The following is a 19663-nucleotide window of genomic DNA, read 5'->3' as shown; positions in this document are numbered from 1 at the left end:
CTATCCTTCCCCGCCCTGAACGGCGGGGCTTGTCGCGCACCGGGTCATAAACATAGCCGTTTGCCTATCCCTTATCGTAAGGGGGAAATGCTGCCCTGTCTTTCATGGGGCTCGTTCAATGGGGAATTTAAGGTCCTGATACATGACTGCGTCCTGAAGGGAGTCCGCTCCAGCGTAGAGGCTCTACCCGCAAGCACCAGGCAAGAATTTATTGCGCCGCGCCGAAGCGGCTGTGGTCGCGGCGACGCCAACGTCTCAGACCGGTAACGCTTGCGCCTCGTTGTGGACGGACTGCTCCAACTGAACCCAGAGGGGCACGGCACCCGCTGCCTTCTCGATGGCCTGCATGCGTGCCGCATGCGCAGCGACTTCTTCGGCATTGGCGCGAATCACCAAGGTGCTGGGGCGGTCGGCTGGCAACCGGCGGACAGGCGTAGCCTGCTGACGGCCGCCACTTCCAGAATCGGCACCGTCACCCGCCAGGGACAAGTTGGTTTGTCCGCCCGTCATTGTCAGGTAGACGTCGGCGAGGATCTCCGCGTCGAGCAGCGCACCGTGAAGATCGCGCCCCGAGTTGTCGACCCCATAGCGTTTACACAACGCATCAAGGCTGTTGCGCTGGCCCGGATGCCGTTCACGGGCCATCAGCAGAGTATCGAGGATGCTGCAGTGATCGCTTAGCTCGGCACGCTCCTGCTGACCAAGCAGCGCAAACTCGTTATTGATGAATCCAACATCGAACGCAGCGTTATGGATGATCAGCTGGGCGCCCTTTATGAATTCGAAGAACTCATCGGCAACCTCCCTGAACCGAGGCTTATCGGTGAGGAACTCATTGGTGATCCCGTGAACAGCGATGGCGCCCTCGTCCACCTCACGATCCGGCTGCAGGTAAACGTGATAATGCCGGCCGGTAAGGCGCCGGCCGATGACCTCGACACAGCCTATCTCGACGATCCGGTGACCATCGGTTACTGGCATACCAGTGGTTTCGGTATCGAGTACTACACTACGCATATCACATTACTCAGGCAGGTTGTCGTTTGGCTTGTACTACGCCGCGATTGGCCAGGAGATCGGCGCGCTCGTTTCCCGGGTGCCCCGTATGTCCGCGGACCCACTGCCAACTCACCTGATGGCGGTTGACCTGCTCATCCAACAGCCGCCAAAGATCAGCATTTTTGACAGGTTGTCTGGCGGCGGTCTTCCAGCCGCGCTTCTTCCAGTTGGGCATCCAGTCATTGATGCCCTGCATAACATATTGGGAGTCGGTTACCAGCTTTACCTGGCAAGGCCGCTTCAGCTCTTCCAGTGCACGGATGGCAGCCGTCAACTCCATGCGGTTGTTGGTGGTTTCCGCCTCGCCACCCCAGAGTTCACGCTCCACGCCCTTGTAGAGCAGCAGCGCACCCCAGCCACCCGGACCAGGATTGCCCTTGCAGGCACCGTCCGTATAGATCTCGACCGTTTCGTCACTCATGAGAAAATTATTTGCCTATTACTGTTCGGCATCCCGGCGACTGACCTTCGCCACAGGCATCGGTAGCAGCTGGCCCATGCGTTCACGACGGCTTTGCCGCACGGGTCGCAGGCCTACCATAAGCTTTCGCGCCACAAGCAGGTAGAAACCTCCCGTAGGCAATTGCGACCTTTGTCCCGCAGTCTCCATGCCGGATAACCGTGCCCGCCATTGGCTCGACGAAAGCGGCGGACAATAGCATCCGAACTGCCGTTTCTCCAGCGCGAATCCAAGCAGGTTCAACCAGTCACCTACTCGCGTCGGACGAATGCAACGAGCGTGGCGAAACGCCTTGCGTGACAGCAAGCGTGTCGCCCCCCAGGCACTCCAAGGGTTGACCCCAACGATCAGCAAATGCCCTCCCGGGCGAACGCTGCGGGCGGCTTCACGCAGCAGGGCGTGCGGCGACAAGCTGAAATCCAGACCATGCTGAAGCACAACAACGTCAGCAGCATGTTCGCCGATCGGCCAGGATTGCTCCTCGCAGACGATTTCGACACCTGCAAGTGGCGGCCCCAAGCGAACGCTGCGCTTGATCTTCTGCGGCTCGATCGCTGTATTGGCAAATGGCCCGTAATGCACCAGGTAGCTGCCGAAACACCGCGACAGCTGCTGATTGATCGCCAACTGCTCATGCTCAAGCAGTTGTCGCCCTGATGGACCATCGAACCAGGCACTGGCATTGTTCATCAGCGACAGCCAGCGTTCATCCGACTTGGCACAAGACTCACTCATGGCTAGCCTCCATTCGTCGGTTTGGCCGACCCGATCAATACGCCCGATCGGTTCAACGCTATTAGTATTGGTGCGGCTGTTAGGATGCGCTTTTGCTAATCACTTGGCGACCCGTACATATGTTGAAAATAGACGCTCTGCCCGCCTTCACCGACAACTACATCTGGTTGCTGCAGGATCCTCAAAGGCGTCTCTGCGCAGCGGTAGACCCGGGTGAGGCTACCCCTGTTCAGCAATGGCTGGACACGCGCCCCGGCTGGCAATTGACTGACATTCTGATCACCCATCACCACTACGACCATGTAGGCGGCGTCGAGCAGCTCAAGGCCCAATATGGCGCAACGGTCCATGGCCCGGCGAGCGAAACCATACCGGCCAGAGATGATGCGCTGGTCGACGGGCAGCGCATCCGCATTCTCGGCCAGGAATTAGACGTTTTTGAGGTTCCGGGCCATACCAGTGGTCACATTGCCTATTTTCATGATGACGCCCAAGCGCCCTGGTTATTGAGCGGCGACACCCTGTTTGCTGCAGGTTGTGGCCGCCTGTTCGAGGGCACCGCCATCCAGATGTTCACCTCACTGCAACGGCTTGCCGCACTGCCTGCAACGACCAGGATCTATTGCACCCATGAGTACACGCTGAGCAATCTGCGGTTTGCTCAGGCAGTCGAACCGGAAAACCCTGATATCGCTGAACGCCTCGAACAGGTCGTCCACCTGCGTGAGACAAACCGCATCACGCTGCCTTCCGATCTGGCTACCGAACACACCACCAACCCCTTCCTGCGCTGCAGGGAACCCGAAGTGGCAGCCGCAGCAAGTCGACATGCCGGTCGGCCACTGGAAACGGCAGAAGCCGTGTTCTCGGTACTTCGAGGATGGAAAGACAGTTTTTGATGAAGATCGACCAGTCGCCGAAAACCCAGGCATCGGGTTGACCCACCGGAGCGGCATTCCTACACTCCCTCGAATTTGCGCCTAGGGAGCCCATCAGCCAATGCCGTCCGACTCTACGAACAGCCCACAGCCGGACGCCTTGGCAGCCTCCGGCCGGGCCCTGGCGCTAGCGATCTGTCTCGCTATAGCCGGCTGCCAGAGCACCGCCTCCCGAGCCCCGACAGACTCCCGAGCCCCGACAGAAGGCGATGCCCATACCAGGGCAGTGCCGATGGTGCAGGACGCCCTGTGGCTCACGACGAAAGCGCCGGCAGAGCCGACCCATGTGGATATATGGGATCGCATCAGGCACGGATTCAAGCTACAGGACCATCTGGACAGCAATCCGCGCATCGAGCAACAGCGCCTGCTTTTTTCCAGCCGCCCGAAATCCATCGAGATGGCAAGCGAGCGAGGCAGCCCTTACATCCATTACATCATCGAACAGCTCGAAGAACGCGACATGCCCCTCGAGCTGGCACTGCTGCCCATTATCGAGAGCGCGTACAACCCATTTGCTTATTCTCCAGCTCAGGCAGTCGGCCTTTGGCAGTTCATCCCTTCGACAGGCCGCCATTTTAATTTGCAACAGACCAGCTGGTATGACGGCAGGCGCGACATCACCGCGTCCACCACCGCAGCGCTGCGCTACCTGACCTATCTCCATGGCCTGTTCAGCGACGACTGGTTGCTTGCGCTGGCTGCCTATAATGCCGGCGAAGGAACCGTCAGCCGGGCCATCGAGCGAAACCAGAAGCTCGGCCTGCCGACGGACTACTGGAATTTGCCCCTTCCTCGAGAGACGCGCGATTACGTACCAAAACTGCTGGCACTTTCGCAGATGGTGCAAAGCCCTGAGGCATATGGACTGAATCTGAACCCGATCGCCAACGAGCCCTATTTTGAAGTAGTCGCGTTGAAACAGCGCATGGATCTCGCCAGGGTCGCCGAGATGGTGGACCTGGACGAAGACGAGATCTACCAGCTGAACCCCGCGTTTACTCGGCGCGTTACGCTGGACGGCCCGCAGCACCTGCTGGTCCCAAGCGACAAGGCCGAGATGTTTGCGGCCAACCTTGCGCTGATGAAACCGCAGGATTTGGTTGACTGGCAGCAATACAAGGTACGTCCTGGTGACACGTTGGGCGCAATCGCCAACCGGCATCGCCTATCCGTCAGCATCATTAGCGATATCAATCGCCTGCGCAGCGATCACCTGCAGATCGGGCAGGTGCTGAGCATTCCGCAACCAGCCGACGCGGCACAGTCTCAGCAATTGCTCCACGCGGTTGCGAGAAGCCAGCCGGCACCGCGCAGCTACCGCGTGCGCCAAGGTGACAGTCTCTGGGATATCGCCAAAGCACAGAAGGTTTCGGTCCGTGATCTGCAGCGCTGGAACAACCTGTCAGGCAGCAACCTCAAGGCTGGCCAGGCACTCTTTCTCCAGGCTGCCGGCAATAACCGGCAGACCAAACCCGCGCCGACCTATTACAAGGTCAGGAAAGGTGATTCGCTTTATGTGATCGCCAAGCGCTTCAATGTTCAAATCAACAACTTGAAGACCTGGAACCCCAGAGACAGCGCGATGCTCAAACCGGGCCAGACCCTTACGCTGTACATTCCTCGCTGAGCTGCGGCGCGCAAAAGCTTAGGCGGCCCGGCTCGATTGCGCTTGCCCAGTGCATCGAGACAGTGCCCGGCCAGTTGGGTAAACCGCTGAAAGGCGACAAACTGATCGGGTTTCAGCGCTCTATCGGATACGCGATTGTCCGCATAGGGCACGCCAATCTCGAACCCCAGGCTTACGGCGTGCACTGCGCGATCCCGCAGGGTGCCCGCCCCATGAGCGAAGCTGGCCAACTCACCGATATTCCAGCTTTTGATCAGCCCCAGGTCAAGCGGGCGAAAACTGATACCAAGCACCTGCTCGACTGCTTGGGTTTCACTCAAAATTCGGGACTTCACCCAGGGATCGGGTGGCTGAAGGGAAAGGCAGTTTGCCCAGATGGCCGGCCTTTTTCCAGCGGATACAAGCTGTTACTGTAGCCGGCCGAAAAGACCGAAAGCGCCATGGATCGGATTCACCGTTTGATGCGACCCATCCTATTACTGTTGAGCTGTCTGGGACTGAGCTTTCCGTCGTTCGCCACCATCAGCGAAAGCCACGGATATGCGCAGTTCGGCACCCTTAAATATGCGCAAGACTTTACTCATTTCGAGTGGGTGAACCCCGATGCGCCTAAGGGTGGCAACGTGCGGCTAATGGCTTCCGGCACGTTTGACACGCTGAATCCCTACACCTTCAAGGGAACCAGCCCGACCGCAACACCCGGCTTCTTCCAATACGGCGTCTCTGAACTGAACGAGCCGCTGATGGTTGGGACAGGCGTCTATGATCCATCAGGCGACGAACCCGCTTCAGCGTACGGCCTGATCGCCGAGACCATCGAATACAGCGACAACCATAGCTGGGTGGTTTTCAACCTGCGCGACTCGGCGCGCTTTCACGATGGCCGCCCGATCACGGCTTACGACGTCGCCTTTTCTTATCGGCTGTTGATCAAAGATGGTCACCCGCGCTACCGCACCGATCTGCAGGGCGTTGATCGCGTCGACATACTCAATCGCCATCGCATTCGTTTCGTGTTCGACAAACCGGGCCAGCCGTTGCTGATTATGCGCCTGGGCGAGTTGCCGGTGCTGCCGCAACACTATTGGAAGGCCCGGGATTTCCGCGCAACCACGTTCGAGCCACCATTGGGCAGTGGCCCTTACAGAATCAGCGATGTTCAGCCAGGACGACGCGTTACCTTCGAGAAAGTGAAGAACTGGTGGGGTAGCGAGCTCCCCGCCAACCGCGGCAAGTACAACTTCAATCGGGTCGACGTGGAGTTCTATCGCGACACGACTGTCGCCTTCGAAGCCTTCAAGGTCGGTGAGTTCGACTACTACATCGAGCACCAGGCAAAAAACTGGGCCAATGGCTATCAATTCCCTGCGGTTCTGCGCGGTGACGTAATTCGCGCAGAGATTCCACACGAAATCCCTACCCAGACCCAGGCAATGTTCATGAACGCGCGTCGTTCGACCTTTGCCGACATCAGGGTGCGGCAGGCTTTGGGCATGCTGTTCGACTTCGAGTGGACTAACCGCGCCCTGTTCTATGGGGCCTACCAGCGCAGCGAAAGCTACTATCCGAACAGCGTGTTCTCCGCGACCGGGACACCAGAAGGTGGGGAATGGCTCCTGCTCTCGCCATTCAGGGAGCAACTGCCGGCGCAGCTCTTCACCGAGCCATTCAAATTACCGAAAACGGACGGGCGCGGAATTCCACGCGACACGTTGCGCAAGGCGCTGGCTTTGCTCGCGGATGCCGGCTGGAAGCTGACCCCCGACGGCCTTCGCGACAAGGCGGGGCGTCCATTCAGGTTCGAGATTCTGCTGGTCAATCCAGGTCTCGAGCGGATACTCCAGCCCTATGTGGAGAACCTGTCGCGGATCGGCATATCCGCCCGCCTGCGAACTGTCGATGGCGCGCAGTACAAGCAGCGGCTTGATCAGTACGACTACGACATGATCCTGGCCACGCTGGGACAGAGTCTCAGCCCTGGGCTGGAACAGTGGCTGTATTTCCATTCAAGCCAGGTGAACATAAAGGGCGGTCGCAACTATGCCGGTGTCGCCAACCCCATCGTCGACACAATGCTCGAGAAACTGCTTGCGGCGAAGACCCGGGACGAGCAGATAGCCGCCACACGCGCTATCGACCGCGTTCTGCTCTGGAATCACTACACCATCCCCAATTGGTACATCAGTTACCACCGTCTGGCATACCGTAATCGGTTTGCCCACGTCACCACACCGCCTTACACGCTGGGATTGCGCGCGTGGTGGTTGAAGGACCTGGAGGAGAAGGCTAAATGACAAACAACATACGTCGGCTGTTTCTACGAGTGGGCACCGTCGCCCTGCTCTCGCTCACGGGCCTGGCCGAAGCGGCGCCGCAACATGCGCTGACCCTGTATGGTGAGCAGCCCAAATATCCGTCTGACTTTTCTCATTTCGAGTACGTCAATCCGGACGCCCCCAAAGGCGGAACGCTGCGCCAGGCAGGTTTCGGCAGTTTTGATTCGCTCAACCCGTTCATCAACAAAGGCGTAGCTGCGGATGACATAGGCCTCGTCTATGACACGCTGACGACTAACAGCCTTGACGAGCCCTTCACGGTTTATGGCCTGCTCGCAGAAAAGATCGAGAAAGGGCCTAACAATGAGTGGGTGCGTTTCTATCTGCGGCCCGAGGCGAAGTTTCATGACGGCGAGCCGGTCAAGGCCGAGGATGTCGTGTTCACTTTCGAAACGCTGATCAGCAAGGGCGCGCCGCATTACCGTGGCTACTACGCGGACGTCGAAAAAGCCGTGATAGAAGGCCCGCGTCGCGTCCGCTTCGATTTCAAGCACGCCGGGAATCGAGAGCTGCCGCTGATCCTTGGCCAGCTGCCGGTCCTGCCGAAGCATCGGTGGGCAGACAAGGACTTCGCCGTTGGCAGTATGGAAGCCCCGTTGGGCAGCGGGCCCTATCGCATCGAGCGAGCAGAAGCGGGTCGCTCAGTCCGTTATGCCCGCGTCGAAGATTACTGGGGCAAGAACCTCGCGGTGAACCGAGGTTTCTATAACTTTGATCACGTCAACATTGATTACTACCGCGACAACACCGTAGCGCTTCAGGCCTTCAAGGCAGGACACTTCGATTATTGGCTGGAGACGAGCGCGAAGAACTGGGCCACTGCCTATGATATCGAGGCCGTCAAGGACGGGCGGATCCTCAAGGAGGAAATCGCCAATCACAATCCTCAAGGCATGCAGGGATTCATATTCAACATCCGCAGGGACCGATTGCAGGATTCCAGGGTTCGAGAAGCCCTGGCGCTGCTCTTCGATTTCGAATGGACAAATCGCCAATTATTCAACGGTGCCTACACACGCACCACCAGCTATTTCGACAACTCCGAGCTGGCGTCCTCGGGCCTGCCCAGCGAGCAGGAATTGAGCATCCTCGAACCACTACGCGGCCAAATTCCGGATCAGGTGTTCGAAAAACCCTTCGAACTGCCACAAACCAACGCCGATGGCATCATCCGCGCACAGCAGCGCCGGGCCTACGAGCTGCTTACGGCAGCCGGCTGGAAGATTGAAAACGACCAGATGGTGGACGCCAAGGGCAAGCCGGTCAAACTCGAGTTTCTGTTGGTGCAGGCAGACTTCGAGCGCGTGCTGCTGCCCTACAAGCGTAACCTTGCCAGTCTGGGCATCGACCTTGAGCTCCGCCGCGTCGACGTATCGCAATACATCAACCGGCTGCGTTCACGGGACTACGACATGATTGTCAGCGGCTTCGGCCAGTCGAGCTCGCCAGGCAATGAGCAACGTGAGTACTGGCACTCCTCGAGTGCCGATAATCCAGGCAGCCGCAATTACATCGGGCTGAAAGACCCCGCCATCGATGTGCTGGTCGAGAAGCTGATTGCCGCTGACTCGCGGGACGAGTTGATCACACGCACTCGCGCGCTGGACCGTGTATTGCTCGCAGGCCACTACGTAATTCCTAACTGGCACATCAAGACCTGGCGTGTCGCGTACTGGAACCATCTGGCTCACCCGAAGATTACGCCACGTTACGATATTGGCCTGATGACCTGGTGGAACAAGCCAGACGTAGACACGCCCGACCCGGAACCGCTTGAAGACAAGCCAGCGACCGAAACCGATACCCGCGTCACCCGAACGACGGAACAATAGGCATGCTCGCATACATTTTCCGGCGCCTGTTGCTGATCATCCCAACTCTGTTCGGCATCTTGGTGATCAATTTCATCATCATTCAGGCCGCACCCGGCGGCCCTGTCGAACAAGCGATCGCCAAGCTGGAGGGCTTCGAAGGAGCAACCAGCCGCATCGCGGGGGGCGGCTCCGAGGTCGCCACCGGAAGCAACAGCTACCGCGGCGCGCAAGGCCTGGATCCGGATCTGATCGCCGAGATCGAGCGTTTGTACGGCTTCGACAAACCGGCACCGGAACGCTTCTGGATCATGCTCAGCAACTACCTGCGGCTGGATTTCGGTGAAAGCTTTTTCCGCGATGCCAGCGTGACCGATCTGATTATCGAAAAACTGCCGGTGTCGATCTCGCTGGGGCTATGGAGCACGCTCATCATGTACCTGGCATCGATCCCACTGGGGATCGCCAAGGCAACTCGACATGGCAGCGCATTCGACGTCTGGACCAGTTCGGCCATCATCATCGGCTATGCAATACCTGCGTTCCTGTTCGCCATCCTGTTGATCGTGCTGTTCGCCGGAGGCAGCTACTGGAACTGGTTCCCGCTGCGGGGGCTGACCTCTGGAAACTTCGACGAGCTTTCGCTCACCGGCAAGATCATCGATTACTTCTGGCATCTTGCGCTTCCCGTTACGGCATTGGTGATCGGAAATTTCGCGACGCTCACCTTGCTGACGAAAAACAGCTTCCTCGATGAAATAAACAAGCAGTACGTGATCACGGCACGTGCCAAAGGCCTGAGCAAAAATCGCGTGCTGTATGGCCACGTGTTCCGTAACGCCATGCTGATCATCATTGCTGGCTTCCCCTCGGCATTCATCGGCATGTTTTTTACCGGCTCACTGCTGATCGAGGTCATTTTCTCGCTGGACGGCCTTGGCCTGCTCAGTTTCGAGGCGGCCATCAATCGTGATTATCCGGTCGTGTTCGGCACGCTTTTTCTCTTCACCTTGCTCGGCCTGGTAGTCAAGCTCATCGGCGACCTGACCTATACGCTCGTCGATCCCCGAATCGACTTCGAAAGCAGGGAGGCTTGAGATGAAGCTGTCGCCGCTGAACCAGCGCCGGTTCGCCCTGTTCAAGGCCCACAAGCGCGGCTGGTGGTCGCTTTGGATATTCCTGACATTGTTCGTCCTGAGCCTGGGTGCCGAGCTGATTGCCAACGACAAGCCGATCGTGGTTCGTTTCGATGGCGACTGGTATGTGCCCGTGTTCAAGCGCTATCCAGAGACCGTCTTCGGTGGCGAGTTTCCGCTGCAGGCCAACTACAAAGGCCCTTACATTCAGGAACTGATCGAAAAGAAGGACGGCTGGATGCTCTGGCCACCGATTCCTTTTCACCATTCGAGCATCAACTACGACCTGCAAGTACCTGCCCCCGCACCGCCATCCCGGGATAACTGGCTGGGGACCGATGACCAGGGGCGTGACGTGCTCGCAAGGGTCATTTACGGATTTCGTATTTCGGTTTTGTTTGCATTGACCCTGACGGTTATCAGCTCGGTAATCGGCGTAATTGCCGGCGCGCTGCAGGGTTTCTACGGCGGCTGGGTCGACCTCGTTGGTCAGCGGGTCCTGGAAATATGGTCCGGCCTGCCGGTGCTCTATCTGCTGATCATCCTTGCAAGCTTTGTGCAGCCGAACTTCTGGTGGCTGCTCGGCATCATGTTGCTGTTCTCCTGGATGAGCCTGGTCGATGTGGTTCGGGCTGAGTTCCTGCGCGGCCGCAATCTCGAATACGTACGGGCTGCACGCGCATTGGGCATGCGCAACGGCGCAATCATGTTCCGCCACATTCTGCCCAATGCGATGGTTTCGACGATGACTTTCATGCCATTCATCCTCACCGGTGCGATCGGCACCCTGACCGCCTTGGATTTCCTCGGCTTCGGCTTGCCGCCTGGCGCCCCCTCGCTGGGTGAGCTGGTCGCACAAGGCAAGGCAAATCTGCAGGCGCCGTGGCTGGGCATCAGTGCATTCATGGTCCTCGCGATCATGCTGACCTTGCTGGTATTCATCGGCGAGGCTGCTCGCGATGCCTTCGACCCAAGGAAATAGCATGACCGAGAACCTTATCGAGGTCCGCGATCTGGCCGTCGAGTTCGTCACCAATGGTCAGGCCCAGCGCGTGGTGACGGGCGTGAGCTTCGATATCCGCAAAGGCGAGACGCTGGCGCTGGTGGGTGAAAGCGGATCCGGCAAATCCGTCACGGCGCACTCGATCCTGCGGCTGCTGCCCTACCCCCTCGCGCAGCATCCGGCAGGCGTCATTCGCTACGCTGGGGAAGATCTGCTCAAGGCAAGCGAGAAACGCATGCGCGGCATCCGTGGCGACCGTATCGCCATGGTCTTTCAGGAGCCGATGACCTCGCTCAACCCGTTGCACACCATTGGCAAGCAGATCAACGAGGTGCTAGAGATTCACAAAGGGCTCAATGGCAGAGCAGCCACGGCGCGCACCCTCGAGCTTCTCGAGCTGGTCGGGATACCGGAACCTGCCAAGCGAATTCGGGCCTATCCGCATGAACTTTCGGGCGGCCAGCGCCAGCGCGTGGTGATTGCCATGGCGCTGGCAAACGAACCCGAGTTGCTGATCGCCGACGAACCCACCACTGCACTGGACGTCACCGTGCAGCTGAAAATACTCGAGCTGCTCAAAGAGCTACAGGCCCGTCTAGGCATGGCGCTGCTACTGATCAGTCACGACCTGAACCTGGTTCGCCGAATCGCTCACCATGTATGTGTCATGAAGAGTGGTTGTGTCGTCGAACAGGCACCTTGCGAGGAACTGTTCCGCTCGCCGCAGCATCCCTATACACGGGAACTGCTCGGGGCAGAGCCTAGCGGCGGACCGGTGCCGGTTGAACCCTCGTCGCCAACACTGCTGGAGGTGAATGATCTGCGGGTCTGGTTCCCTATCAAGAAGGGGCTTTTCAGGCACACCGTGGACCATATCAAGGCAGTCGACGGCGTCACGTTCAACCTGCCGAAAGGTCAGACGCTGGGCATTGTCGGCGAAAGTGGCTCGGGGAAATCCACGCTGGGTTTGGCTATTCTGCGTCTGCTTTCGAGCAGCGGCGAGATCCGCTTTCAGGGCCAGGCGCTTGAGACGATGTCGCAACGGGCAGTGCGCCCATTGCGGCGGCAGATGCAGGTGGTGTTTCAGGATCCTTTCGGCAGTCTCAGCCCCCGCATGTCGGTGGGGCAGATCGTCGGAGAGGGGCTCAGTATCCATGGCTTGGGTTCGGCCGAGGAGCAAGCGCAGGCAATCATCGATGCCTTGGTCGAGGTTGGACTCGACCCGGAAAGTCGGCACCGTTACCCTCATGAGTTTTCGGGAGGCCAACGACAGCGAATCGCCATCGCCAGGGCCCTGGTGCTCAAGCCTGATCTGATCCTGCTGGATGAACCCACCTCGGCATTGGATCGAACCGTACAGCGGCAAGTAGTCGAGCTACTGCGCTCACTTCAGGCCAAGTACAACCTGACCTACCTGTTCATCAGCCATGACCTGGCAGTGGTTCGGGCGTTGAGCCATCAGATGATGGTGGTCAAGCAAGGTAAGGTCGTTGAACAGGGAATGGCAGAGGCTATCTTCGCCGCTCCCCAACATCCATATACACAACAGTTACTGGAATCAGCCTTCATGGTCCCAGCCACTGATGAACAACCAGAAGAGGGACTAGCACATGGGTTTTCTAACCGGTAAGCGCGTATTGATCGTCGGTGTCGCCAGCAAGCTGTCGATTGCCTCCGGCATCGCCGCGGCCATGCACCGTGAGGGCGCCGAACTGGCCTTCACCTATCAAAATGAGAAGCTCAAGGGCCGCGTCGAGGCGTTCGCTGCTGGCTGGGGCTCGGGCCCGGAGTTGTGCTTTCCGTGTGATGTCGCCAGCGACGACGAGATCGTCAAGGTATTCGAAGAGCTCGGCAAGAAGTGGGACGGTCTGGACGGTATCGTTCACTCAGTCGGCTTTGCTCCGGGCGATCAGCTCGACGGCGACTTCACCGACGTCACCACCCGCGAAGGTTTCCGCATCGCCCACGACATCAGTGCCTACAGCCTGGTCGCGCTGGCCAAGGCCGGGCGTCCGATGATGAAGGGCCGCAACGGCAGCATCCTCACGCTCTCCTACCTCGGTGCTGAGCGCACCATGCCCAACTACAACGTAATGGGCATGGCCAAGGCCAGTCTCGAGGCAGGCGTTCGCTACCTCGCCGGCAGCCTGGGCCCAGAGGGCACTCGTGTCAACGCCGTATCCGCTGGCCCGATCCGTACGCTGGCCGCCTCTGGGATCAAGAGCTTCCGCAAAATGCTGGCGGCCAACGAAAAGCAGACGCCGCTACGCCGCAATGTCACCATTGACGAGGTCGGCAATGCGGGTGCCTTCCTCTGTTCAGATCTGGCTTCCGGTATCAGTGGCGAGATCCTCTATGTCGACGGTGGTTTCAATACCACTGCGATGGGCGCGATGGAAGACTGATCTACCCGAGGCTATTAAACCGCGAGACCAGCAGGCTGTTGCGCCAGCGTGCTGACAGGTTCAATGTCCGTTTCCAAGGGCCGCAGGTTGAGGCGCTACTTGACCACGAAGCTGCCCTCCATGCCCTTGTTCTGCAGCCCTTTGCAGTAGAAGGGGAAACGGCCGGGCTTGATCGGCAGGAAGAAGATTTCCGCCTCACCGGCTTCTTCGAATTCAAGCTCGACCAGGGTCACGGCCTTGATTTCCACGCCACCGGCTTCGATCTTTCGCAGGAAGAGTGCCTGAAAAAACTCCGGGGCCTGAAAAGCGCATTCTTTCTGGCCTTCGGCGATAATCTTGAGTTGATAAGCGACGCCGGTCTCGAGTTGGTACTCCTTCTGCGAGACCGCGTAATCACTTTCTTCGGAACCGAAGGTCAGATCCGGCAGCGATTGCGTGCGACGGGTAAGGTCACCGGCGGCAAGCACCTGGTCGAAGCCGATCAGGCTGGCGATCAACAGGAGCTGAAGAGTCAGCGCTTTGAATGAAGGCATGGAGTCTTCTCGTTATTGTTATGCACGGTCCTATGCTAGAGGTGGCCGCCAGGCGCCGGTTTACTACCTTGGTACACAGCCGCTGGTACTTTCTGCATATTCCCCCGCCCCGACAGGGTTCCTATGCTGACCGCAACGCCATAGGAGTCGTCCATGTGCCCTCTTTCTTTCCGCAGCCGTTGCTTGATCGCCCTCGCCTGTTGCGCCGCTTTCGTCAGTGACGCAGGCGCAGCGGAGCCAGAACTTTCGGTGCGCATCGGTTACCTCGGCTACCGCCCGGCCCCGGGCCCTCTACTATCCAACGTGATCCCCGAGCCGGTTGATGCCGGCTTGAGCGGTGCCGAACTGGCCATTGCCGACAGCAACAGCACCGGACGTTTCCTCAAGCACGGCTATGCCTTGCATAGCGTCACGGCCGAAACACCAGAGCAACTCCAGAACGAGGCCCGGCAACTGCATGATCTGGGGGTGCGATTGTTCGTCGTGAATGCGCCCGCGACGAGCCTGGAAGCGCTAGCCGCCGCCCTGCCGGACAGCCTGCTGATCAATGCCGGCAGCCCAGCGGACGCACTTCGCACGTCCCGCTGCCTGGGTAACGTGCTGCATACCCTCCCAAGCCGCAGCACGTTGGCCGACGCGCTGGGGCAGTTCCTTGCCGTGCGCCGTTGGAACCGCTGGCTGTTGATCAGCGGGCCGACCGAGGAGGATCTGGCCTATGCCGAGGCGCTCAAGCGTGCCGCCAAGCGGTTCGGCCACAAGATCATCGAAGAGAAGCCATGGTCCTTCGATAACGACCAGCGGCGCACAGCTCAAGCCGACATGCCCCTGTTCACTCAAGCTGGCGAGTACGACGTCGTCGTGGTGGCCGATGAGCGCGGCGACTTCGGCGAGTACGTGCCCTACCACACCTGGCTGCCGCGGCCGGTAGTGGGCACGCAGGGCCTGATCCCGACCGGCTGGCACAAAACGGTCGAAACCTATGGCGCTGCGCAGCTGCAGAAGCGCTTCGAAGCGCATGCCAATCGCTGGATGAACGACCGCGATTTCGCCGCCTGGATCGGCGTGCGCAGCCTGGCCACGGCAGTCACCAGGCTCGGCATCGCCGACCCCGACGCAATACGCCAGATATTGCTGAGCGAGACGCTGCCGGTCGATGGATTCAAAGGCCGCAAGCTGACGTTCCGGCCCTGGAACGGCCAACTGCGCCAGCCGATCCCGCTCGTGCATCCACGCGGCCTGGTAGCCAACTCGCCCCAGGAGGGCTTCCTGCACCCCACCAGCGAACTGGACACCCTGGGCTTCGATCGTGCAGAGAGCCAGTGTCGGTTGAGCGAGGCGAGCCGATGAGCATCATGTCCCGTTGCATTTGCGGTCTGATTCTTAGCGGTTTGGCGCAAGCCGCGAGCGCGAGCGAGCTGGGCTATGACGCCTACATCGACAGCCCGAAGCGAATCAAATGCATGTACGGCTACGTCACTGCCAAAACCGGAAATTTCGGCGTCGCCAGGCAGATATTCGAGGACTGCATCGCGCGCTGGAACGACGTGTATTCGATGATCTGGCTGGCGCAGATGTACGAGTCTGGCTCGGGCGTGCCGGTAGATCTGGACAAAGCCGCTGCGCTCATGGAGCGCGGCGCCAACCAGCCTGATGATGCCAGCTACGTGAGCTTGGCCCGATACCACTGGGGTACGGCGCTAGCCGAAGGGCGCGGTGTGAAAAAAGACCCGAAGGCCGCGCGAATGTGGCTGGAACGTGCATCCGAAGGCGGTCAGAGCGAAGCGGACGAATACTTGCTGCGTATGGATCAGTCACCGAATCAAATTGCCCGCTGAGCGGTTCACACAACAACAAGAGAATCTATCCATGCCCCGAACACTCCTTGCTGCTGCCATTTCCTGCACGCTCGCTGGCGCCAGCGCATCGGCCCTGGCGGCCACTGCCTATGTGTCGAACGAAAAGGACGACACCATCAGTGTGATCGATCTGGATACGCTGGAAACGGTCGAGACGCTCGAGGTTGGCCAGCGTCCGCGCGGGCTGACGTTGTCAGGCGACAACAAGCTGCTCTACATCTGCGCCAGCGACTCGGACACGGTGCAGGTCATGGACCTGGCGACCCGCAAGATCATCAAGCAGTTGCCATCCGGCGCGGACCCCGAACAGTTCGCCCTGCACCCGAACAACAAATGGCTGTACATCTCCAACGAGGACGATGCGCTGGTAACGGTGGTCGACGTCGACAGCGAGGAGGTACTGGCGCAGATCGATGTCGGCGTCGAGCCAGAGGGCATGGGCGTCAGCCCGGATGGCAAATGGGCGGTGAATACCAGCGAAACCACCAACATGCTGCACTGGATCGACACCAGTACCAACCAGTTGGTGGACAACACCCTGGTCGACCAGCGACCGCGCCATGTCGAGTTCAACAAGGAAAGCACGCTGCTCTGGGCCTCGTCGGAGATCGGCGGAACGGTAAGCGTCGTTGACGTCGAAAAGCGCGAAATCATCAGGACGCTGAACTTCAAGATCAAAGGCGTGCACCCGGACAAGGTCCAGCCGGTCGGCATCAAGCTCAGCTCGGACGGCAACTATGCGTTCGTCGCGCTCGGCCCGGCCAACCATATCGCCGTGGTCGATGCGAAGACCTATGAGGTAGTCGACTACCTGCTGGTGGGTCGCCGGGTCTGGCACATGGCGTTCAACCTCGATGAGAGTCAATTGCTGACCACCAATGGCGTCAGCGGCGATGTTTCGGTGATCGATGTGGACTCGCTCAAGGTGATCAAATCGATCAAGGTCGGCCGCTACCCCTGGGGCGTGGTGGTCGCGCCATGAGCGCGCTGCGGGTTGAGCGCATCAGCTTCGCCTACGGGGAACGTCAGGCGCTGCACGACGTGAGTTTCAACACGGCGGCCGGAGGTTTCACCGCCCTGCTCGGCCCCAACGGTGCTGGGAAGTCGACGCTGATCGCGTTGTTGACGCGCCTGTACGACTTGCAGCAGGGCGACATTCAGGTGGCCGGCTTCAGTCTGCGCAGCCAGCCGCGCGAAGCCTTGCGGCGACTTGGGGTGGTTTTTCAGCAAAGCACGCTGGATCTGGATCTCAGCGTCGAGCAGAACCTGCGCTATCACGCCGCCTTGCATGGCATGCCGCGCAATGTTGCCCGTGACCGGATCGAAGTGGAACTGGATCGCCAACAACTGAGCGAGCGCCGCAAAAGCAAGGTGCGCGAACTCAACGGCGGCCATCGCCGAAGGGTGGAAATCGCCCGTGCCCTGCTCCACAAGCCGAGCCTGCTGCTGCTCGATGAAGCCAGCGCGGGACTCGATCCAGCCAGCCGCCAGAACCTCAACGATCATGTGAGATCGCTTTGCAACGAGCAAGGCATGAGCGTGCTCTGGACGACCCACCTGCTCGACGAGGTACAGGCAAGTGACGAACTGATCATTCTCGATCGCGGCAACCTCGTAGCGCAGGGTCGCGCTGATGAGCTGGCTGCTGCCGATGGCAGCCTGCAGCAGACCTTTGCCCGTCTCACTCGCAACGCTGTGCCGGCGTGATGTGTCCCGCTCAAACCGTATGCCCCGCCTCAATTCAGGAATCCCGGCCATGAACCCCTATTGGGAATGCCTGCGGGCCATCGTGTTTCGCGAGTGGCTGCGCTTCGTTCAGCAGCGCTCACGGTTCTTCAGTGCCTTGGTGCGGCCCCTGCTCTGGTTGGTGGTGTTCGCAGCCGGATTCCGTGCCGCGCTGGGCATCGCGATTATCGAGCCCTACGAGACCTATATCACCTACGAGACCTGGATCGTACCGGGGCTGGCATGCATGATTCTGCTGTTCAACGGCATGCAGGGCTCCCTCTCGATGGTGTACGACCGCGAGATGGGCAGCATGCGCGTGCTGCTGACCAGTCCGCTGCCGCGCAGTTTTCTGCTGGCGAGCAAGCTATTGGCGACTGCGCTGATCTCGCTGCTGCAGGTCTACGCGTTCCTGCTTGTCGCCTGGTTCTACGGCGTGCAACCGCCTGCGGCTGGCCTGCTTACCGCGCTACCAGCCTTGTTGCTGGTAGCGTTGCTGCTGAGTGCGCTGGGGCTGTTGTTATCCAACGGCATTCGGCAGCTGGAAAACTTCGCCGGGGTGATGAATTTCGTCATCTTTCCGATGTTTTTCTTGTCGTCGGCGCTCTATCCACTCTGGAAAATGCGCGAAGCCAGTGAATGGTTGTTCTGGATCTGCTCGTTTAACCCCTTTACCTACGCCGTGGAGTTGGTTCGCTTTGCACTGTATGAACGTCTCAATCCGCTCGCGCTGGCGGTGTGCCTGGGCCTGACGCTACTGTTCAGTCTGCTTGCGGTGCTCAGTTTCAATCCGCAGCACGCCGCGCTACGCCGGGCGACCTGAGCCATTCTCTGCTACTTTGGTGCTGGTTTCCCTGTCCATTGTAGGATTCAGGCCGCTGTACTTTGCACTGTAGTCTCGCCGACCGAAGTACTGAAAAGCTGGGCATGCCAAAGCCAACCGGGTTCGCCGCAGAGCACAGGGCCTTGCAGCGCAGAAGACGCCACGGCTGTTCGCACCGATGGTTTTCTCTCGCAGGACTGGGCAAGCTTATGGGCGGACAGGTTCGGATCGAACAGGTGCCGCGCAATGGCTGCCATTGTCGATCGAAGCCGCGCACACCGAAGGTCTTCTTTCCGATCTACCCCACCATAATCAAAACAACGAGGTGACCGGCCATGTACAAGATACTGATCGCTGACGACCACCCGCTTTTTCGAGAAGCCATCCATAACGTCATCCAGGACGGCTTTCCAGGCAGCCAGATCCTCGAAACCGCCGATCTGGACAGTGCGCTGGCGATGGCGCTGGAAAATGACGATCTCGACCTGGTGCTGCTCGACCTGAACATGCCCGGCATGCACGGCCTGAACGGCCTGATCAACATGCGCAACGAGGCGCCGACCATTCCAGTGGTGATCGTGTCCGCCGAGCAGGACAAGCAAGTGGTGCTGCAGGCCATCACCTACGGCGCGTGCGGCTTCATCACCAAGTCATCGCCGCGCGCGCAGATGACCGAAGCCATCGAGCAGATCCTCAACGGCAATGTCTACCTGCCTTCGGACATTATCCGCAGCCAGAAAGCCAACACGCGGCGCTCCCAGCACAACGAACAGAGCATTCCACCCGAACTGTTGCAGGCACTGACCCGCAAGCAGCTACTGGTGCTCGAACGCATGACCAAGGGTGAATCCAACAAGCAGATTGCCTATAACCTCGATATCGCCGAAACCACGGTCAAGGCTCATGTTTCGGCCATCCTGCGCAAGCTCAACGTGCACAACCGTGTACAAGCCATCCTCTCGGCGGGCGATATCGACTTCACCGCGTATCTGCGCAGGTGATTTGCCATTACCAACGCGGCCACGCGTGCCCCAGCAACAAGCTGAAAATCCCCTGTAGAGCCAGCTGGCTGGCGAATCGGGGGTGGGCACAGCAGTCGAGTTGCGTTTGACGACGGGATCGCGAGCAAGCTCGCTACAGGGGATTGTGGTGGTTGTTGCTTTTGTGGGTGGGTCGGGCTTGGCGTGGTGCTTTTGAGTTTTGGGCGGAGTGC

Annotated in this window: 19 protein-coding genes; 15 read left to right on the top strand and 4 right to left on the bottom strand. The window is 59.4% G+C overall.

Annotated features, from left to right (window positions below; genetic code table 11):
* Nucleotides 1–255: 255 nt before the first annotated feature.
* From dnaQ to NA637_RS16025, 3 genes are read right to left on the bottom strand one after another with little or no spacing between them, the layout of a single operon-like run.
* Nucleotides 256–1017 carry a DNA polymerase III subunit epsilon gene (dnaQ, locus tag NA637_RS16035; RefSeq protein WP_256073332.1) on the bottom strand — a complete coding sequence of 254 codons (762 nt, stop codon included), beginning with the start codon at nucleotides 1015–1017 and terminating at the stop codon, nucleotides 256–258.
* 10 nt (nucleotides 1018–1027) lie between these two features.
* The gene (rnhA, locus tag NA637_RS16030; protein ID WP_256073331.1) at nucleotides 1028–1480 is read right to left on the bottom strand and encodes a ribonuclease HI; all 453 of its coding nucleotides are present in this window, start codon (nucleotides 1478–1480) and stop codon (nucleotides 1028–1030) included.
* 18 nt (nucleotides 1481–1498) lie between these two features.
* Nucleotides 1499–2254: a class I SAM-dependent methyltransferase gene (locus tag NA637_RS16025; RefSeq protein ID WP_256073330.1), complete on the bottom strand. Its 756-nt coding sequence runs from the start codon at nucleotides 2252–2254 to the stop codon at nucleotides 1499–1501.
* 119 nt (nucleotides 2255–2373) lie between these two features.
* On the opposite strand from NA637_RS16025, the gene gloB reads away from it, so the two are divergent.
* The 9 genes from gloB to fabI all read left to right on the top strand — a co-directional run bounded on the left by gloB (nucleotide 2374) and on the right by fabI (nucleotide 13513).
* Nucleotides 2374–3153: a hydroxyacylglutathione hydrolase gene (gloB, locus tag NA637_RS16020; RefSeq protein WP_256073329.1), complete on the top strand. Its 780-nt coding sequence runs from the start codon at nucleotides 2374–2376 to the stop codon at nucleotides 3151–3153.
* A gap of 100 nt (nucleotides 3154–3253) precedes the next feature.
* Nucleotides 3254–4822, top strand: a complete 1569-nt coding sequence (locus NA637_RS16015; protein WP_256073328.1) for a lytic transglycosylase domain-containing protein — start codon at nucleotides 3254–3256, stop codon at nucleotides 4820–4822.
* Between the two features lie 74 nt (nucleotides 4823–4896).
* Nucleotides 4897–5238: a hypothetical protein gene (locus tag NA637_RS16010; protein WP_256073327.1), complete on the top strand. Its 342-nt coding sequence runs from the start codon at nucleotides 4897–4899 to the stop codon at nucleotides 5236–5238.
* 45 nt (nucleotides 5239–5283) lie between these two features.
* The gene (locus tag NA637_RS16005; protein ID WP_256073334.1) at nucleotides 5284–7116 is read left to right on the top strand and encodes an extracellular solute-binding protein; all 1833 of its coding nucleotides are present in this window, start codon (nucleotides 5284–5286) and stop codon (nucleotides 7114–7116) included.
* Nucleotides 7113–8990: an extracellular solute-binding protein gene (locus NA637_RS16000; protein ID WP_256073326.1), complete on the top strand. Its 1878-nt coding sequence runs from the start codon at nucleotides 7113–7115 to the stop codon at nucleotides 8988–8990. Before NA637_RS16005 ends, NA637_RS16000 begins: the two co-directional genes overlap by 4 nt.
* Before the next feature lie 2 nt (nucleotides 8991–8992).
* Nucleotides 8993–10066: a microcin C ABC transporter permease YejB gene (locus NA637_RS15995; protein WP_256073325.1), complete on the top strand. Its 1074-nt coding sequence runs from the start codon at nucleotides 8993–8995 to the stop codon at nucleotides 10064–10066.
* Between the two features lies 1 nt (nucleotide 10067).
* Entirely contained in the window at nucleotides 10068–11087 is a 1020-nt protein-coding gene (locus NA637_RS15990) for an ABC transporter permease (protein WP_256073324.1), read from the top strand.
* A 1-nt stretch (nucleotide 11088) separates the two neighbouring features.
* A complete protein-coding gene (locus tag NA637_RS15985; protein WP_256073323.1) occupies nucleotides 11089–12738 on the top strand; it encodes an ABC transporter ATP-binding protein in 1650 nt (549 codons plus the stop codon).
* On the top strand, nucleotides 12719–13513 hold the full coding sequence (fabI, locus tag NA637_RS15980; protein WP_256073322.1) for an enoyl-ACP reductase FabI: 795 nt from the start codon (nucleotides 12719–12721) through the stop codon (nucleotides 13511–13513). The genes NA637_RS15985 and fabI overlap by 20 nt, the downstream gene beginning before the upstream one ends.
* A gap of 95 nt (nucleotides 13514–13608) precedes the next feature.
* Here fabI and NA637_RS15975 read toward each other — a convergent pair whose 3' ends face one another.
* Nucleotides 13609–14046 (bottom strand): copper-binding protein, encoded by a 438-nt coding sequence (locus tag NA637_RS15975; RefSeq protein ID WP_256073321.1) that lies wholly within the window; start codon nucleotides 14044–14046, stop codon nucleotides 13609–13611.
* Between the two features lie 153 nt (nucleotides 14047–14199).
* Between NA637_RS15975 and NA637_RS15970 the strand changes: the two genes are divergently transcribed.
* From NA637_RS15970 to NA637_RS15945, 6 genes are all read left to right on the top strand, one after another.
* Nucleotides 14200–15393, top strand: coding sequence for an ABC transporter substrate-binding protein (locus tag NA637_RS15970; protein WP_256073320.1), 1194 nt, complete (start codon nucleotides 14200–14202; stop codon nucleotides 15391–15393).
* A gap of 5 nt (nucleotides 15394–15398) precedes the next feature.
* Entirely contained in the window at nucleotides 15399–15881 is a 483-nt protein-coding gene (locus tag NA637_RS15965) for a tetratricopeptide repeat protein (protein WP_256073333.1), read from the top strand.
* Between the two features lie 31 nt (nucleotides 15882–15912).
* Nucleotides 15913–16884 (top strand): YVTN family beta-propeller repeat protein, encoded by a 972-nt coding sequence (locus NA637_RS15960; RefSeq protein WP_256073319.1) that lies wholly within the window; start codon nucleotides 15913–15915, stop codon nucleotides 16882–16884.
* A complete protein-coding gene (locus NA637_RS15955) occupies nucleotides 16881–17609 on the top strand; it encodes an ABC transporter ATP-binding protein (protein WP_256073318.1) in 729 nt (242 codons plus the stop codon). The genes NA637_RS15960 and NA637_RS15955 overlap by 4 nt, the downstream gene beginning before the upstream one ends.
* A gap of 49 nt (nucleotides 17610–17658) precedes the next feature.
* Nucleotides 17659–18450: an ABC transporter permease gene (locus NA637_RS15950; RefSeq protein ID WP_256073317.1), complete on the top strand. Its 792-nt coding sequence runs from the start codon at nucleotides 17659–17661 to the stop codon at nucleotides 18448–18450.
* A gap of 335 nt (nucleotides 18451–18785) precedes the next feature.
* Nucleotides 18786–19451: a response regulator transcription factor gene (locus tag NA637_RS15945; RefSeq protein ID WP_256073316.1), complete on the top strand. Its 666-nt coding sequence runs from the start codon at nucleotides 18786–18788 to the stop codon at nucleotides 19449–19451.
* Nucleotides 19452–19663 lie beyond the last annotated feature (212 nt).

Source organism: Stutzerimonas stutzeri (assembly GCF_024448935.1).
GTDB lineage: Bacteria > Pseudomonadota > Gammaproteobacteria > Pseudomonadales > Pseudomonadaceae > Stutzerimonas > Stutzerimonas stutzeri_AO.
The sequence above is the reverse complement of the archived record's forward strand: the minus strand, read 5'-3'. Positions and strand labels throughout refer to the sequence as shown.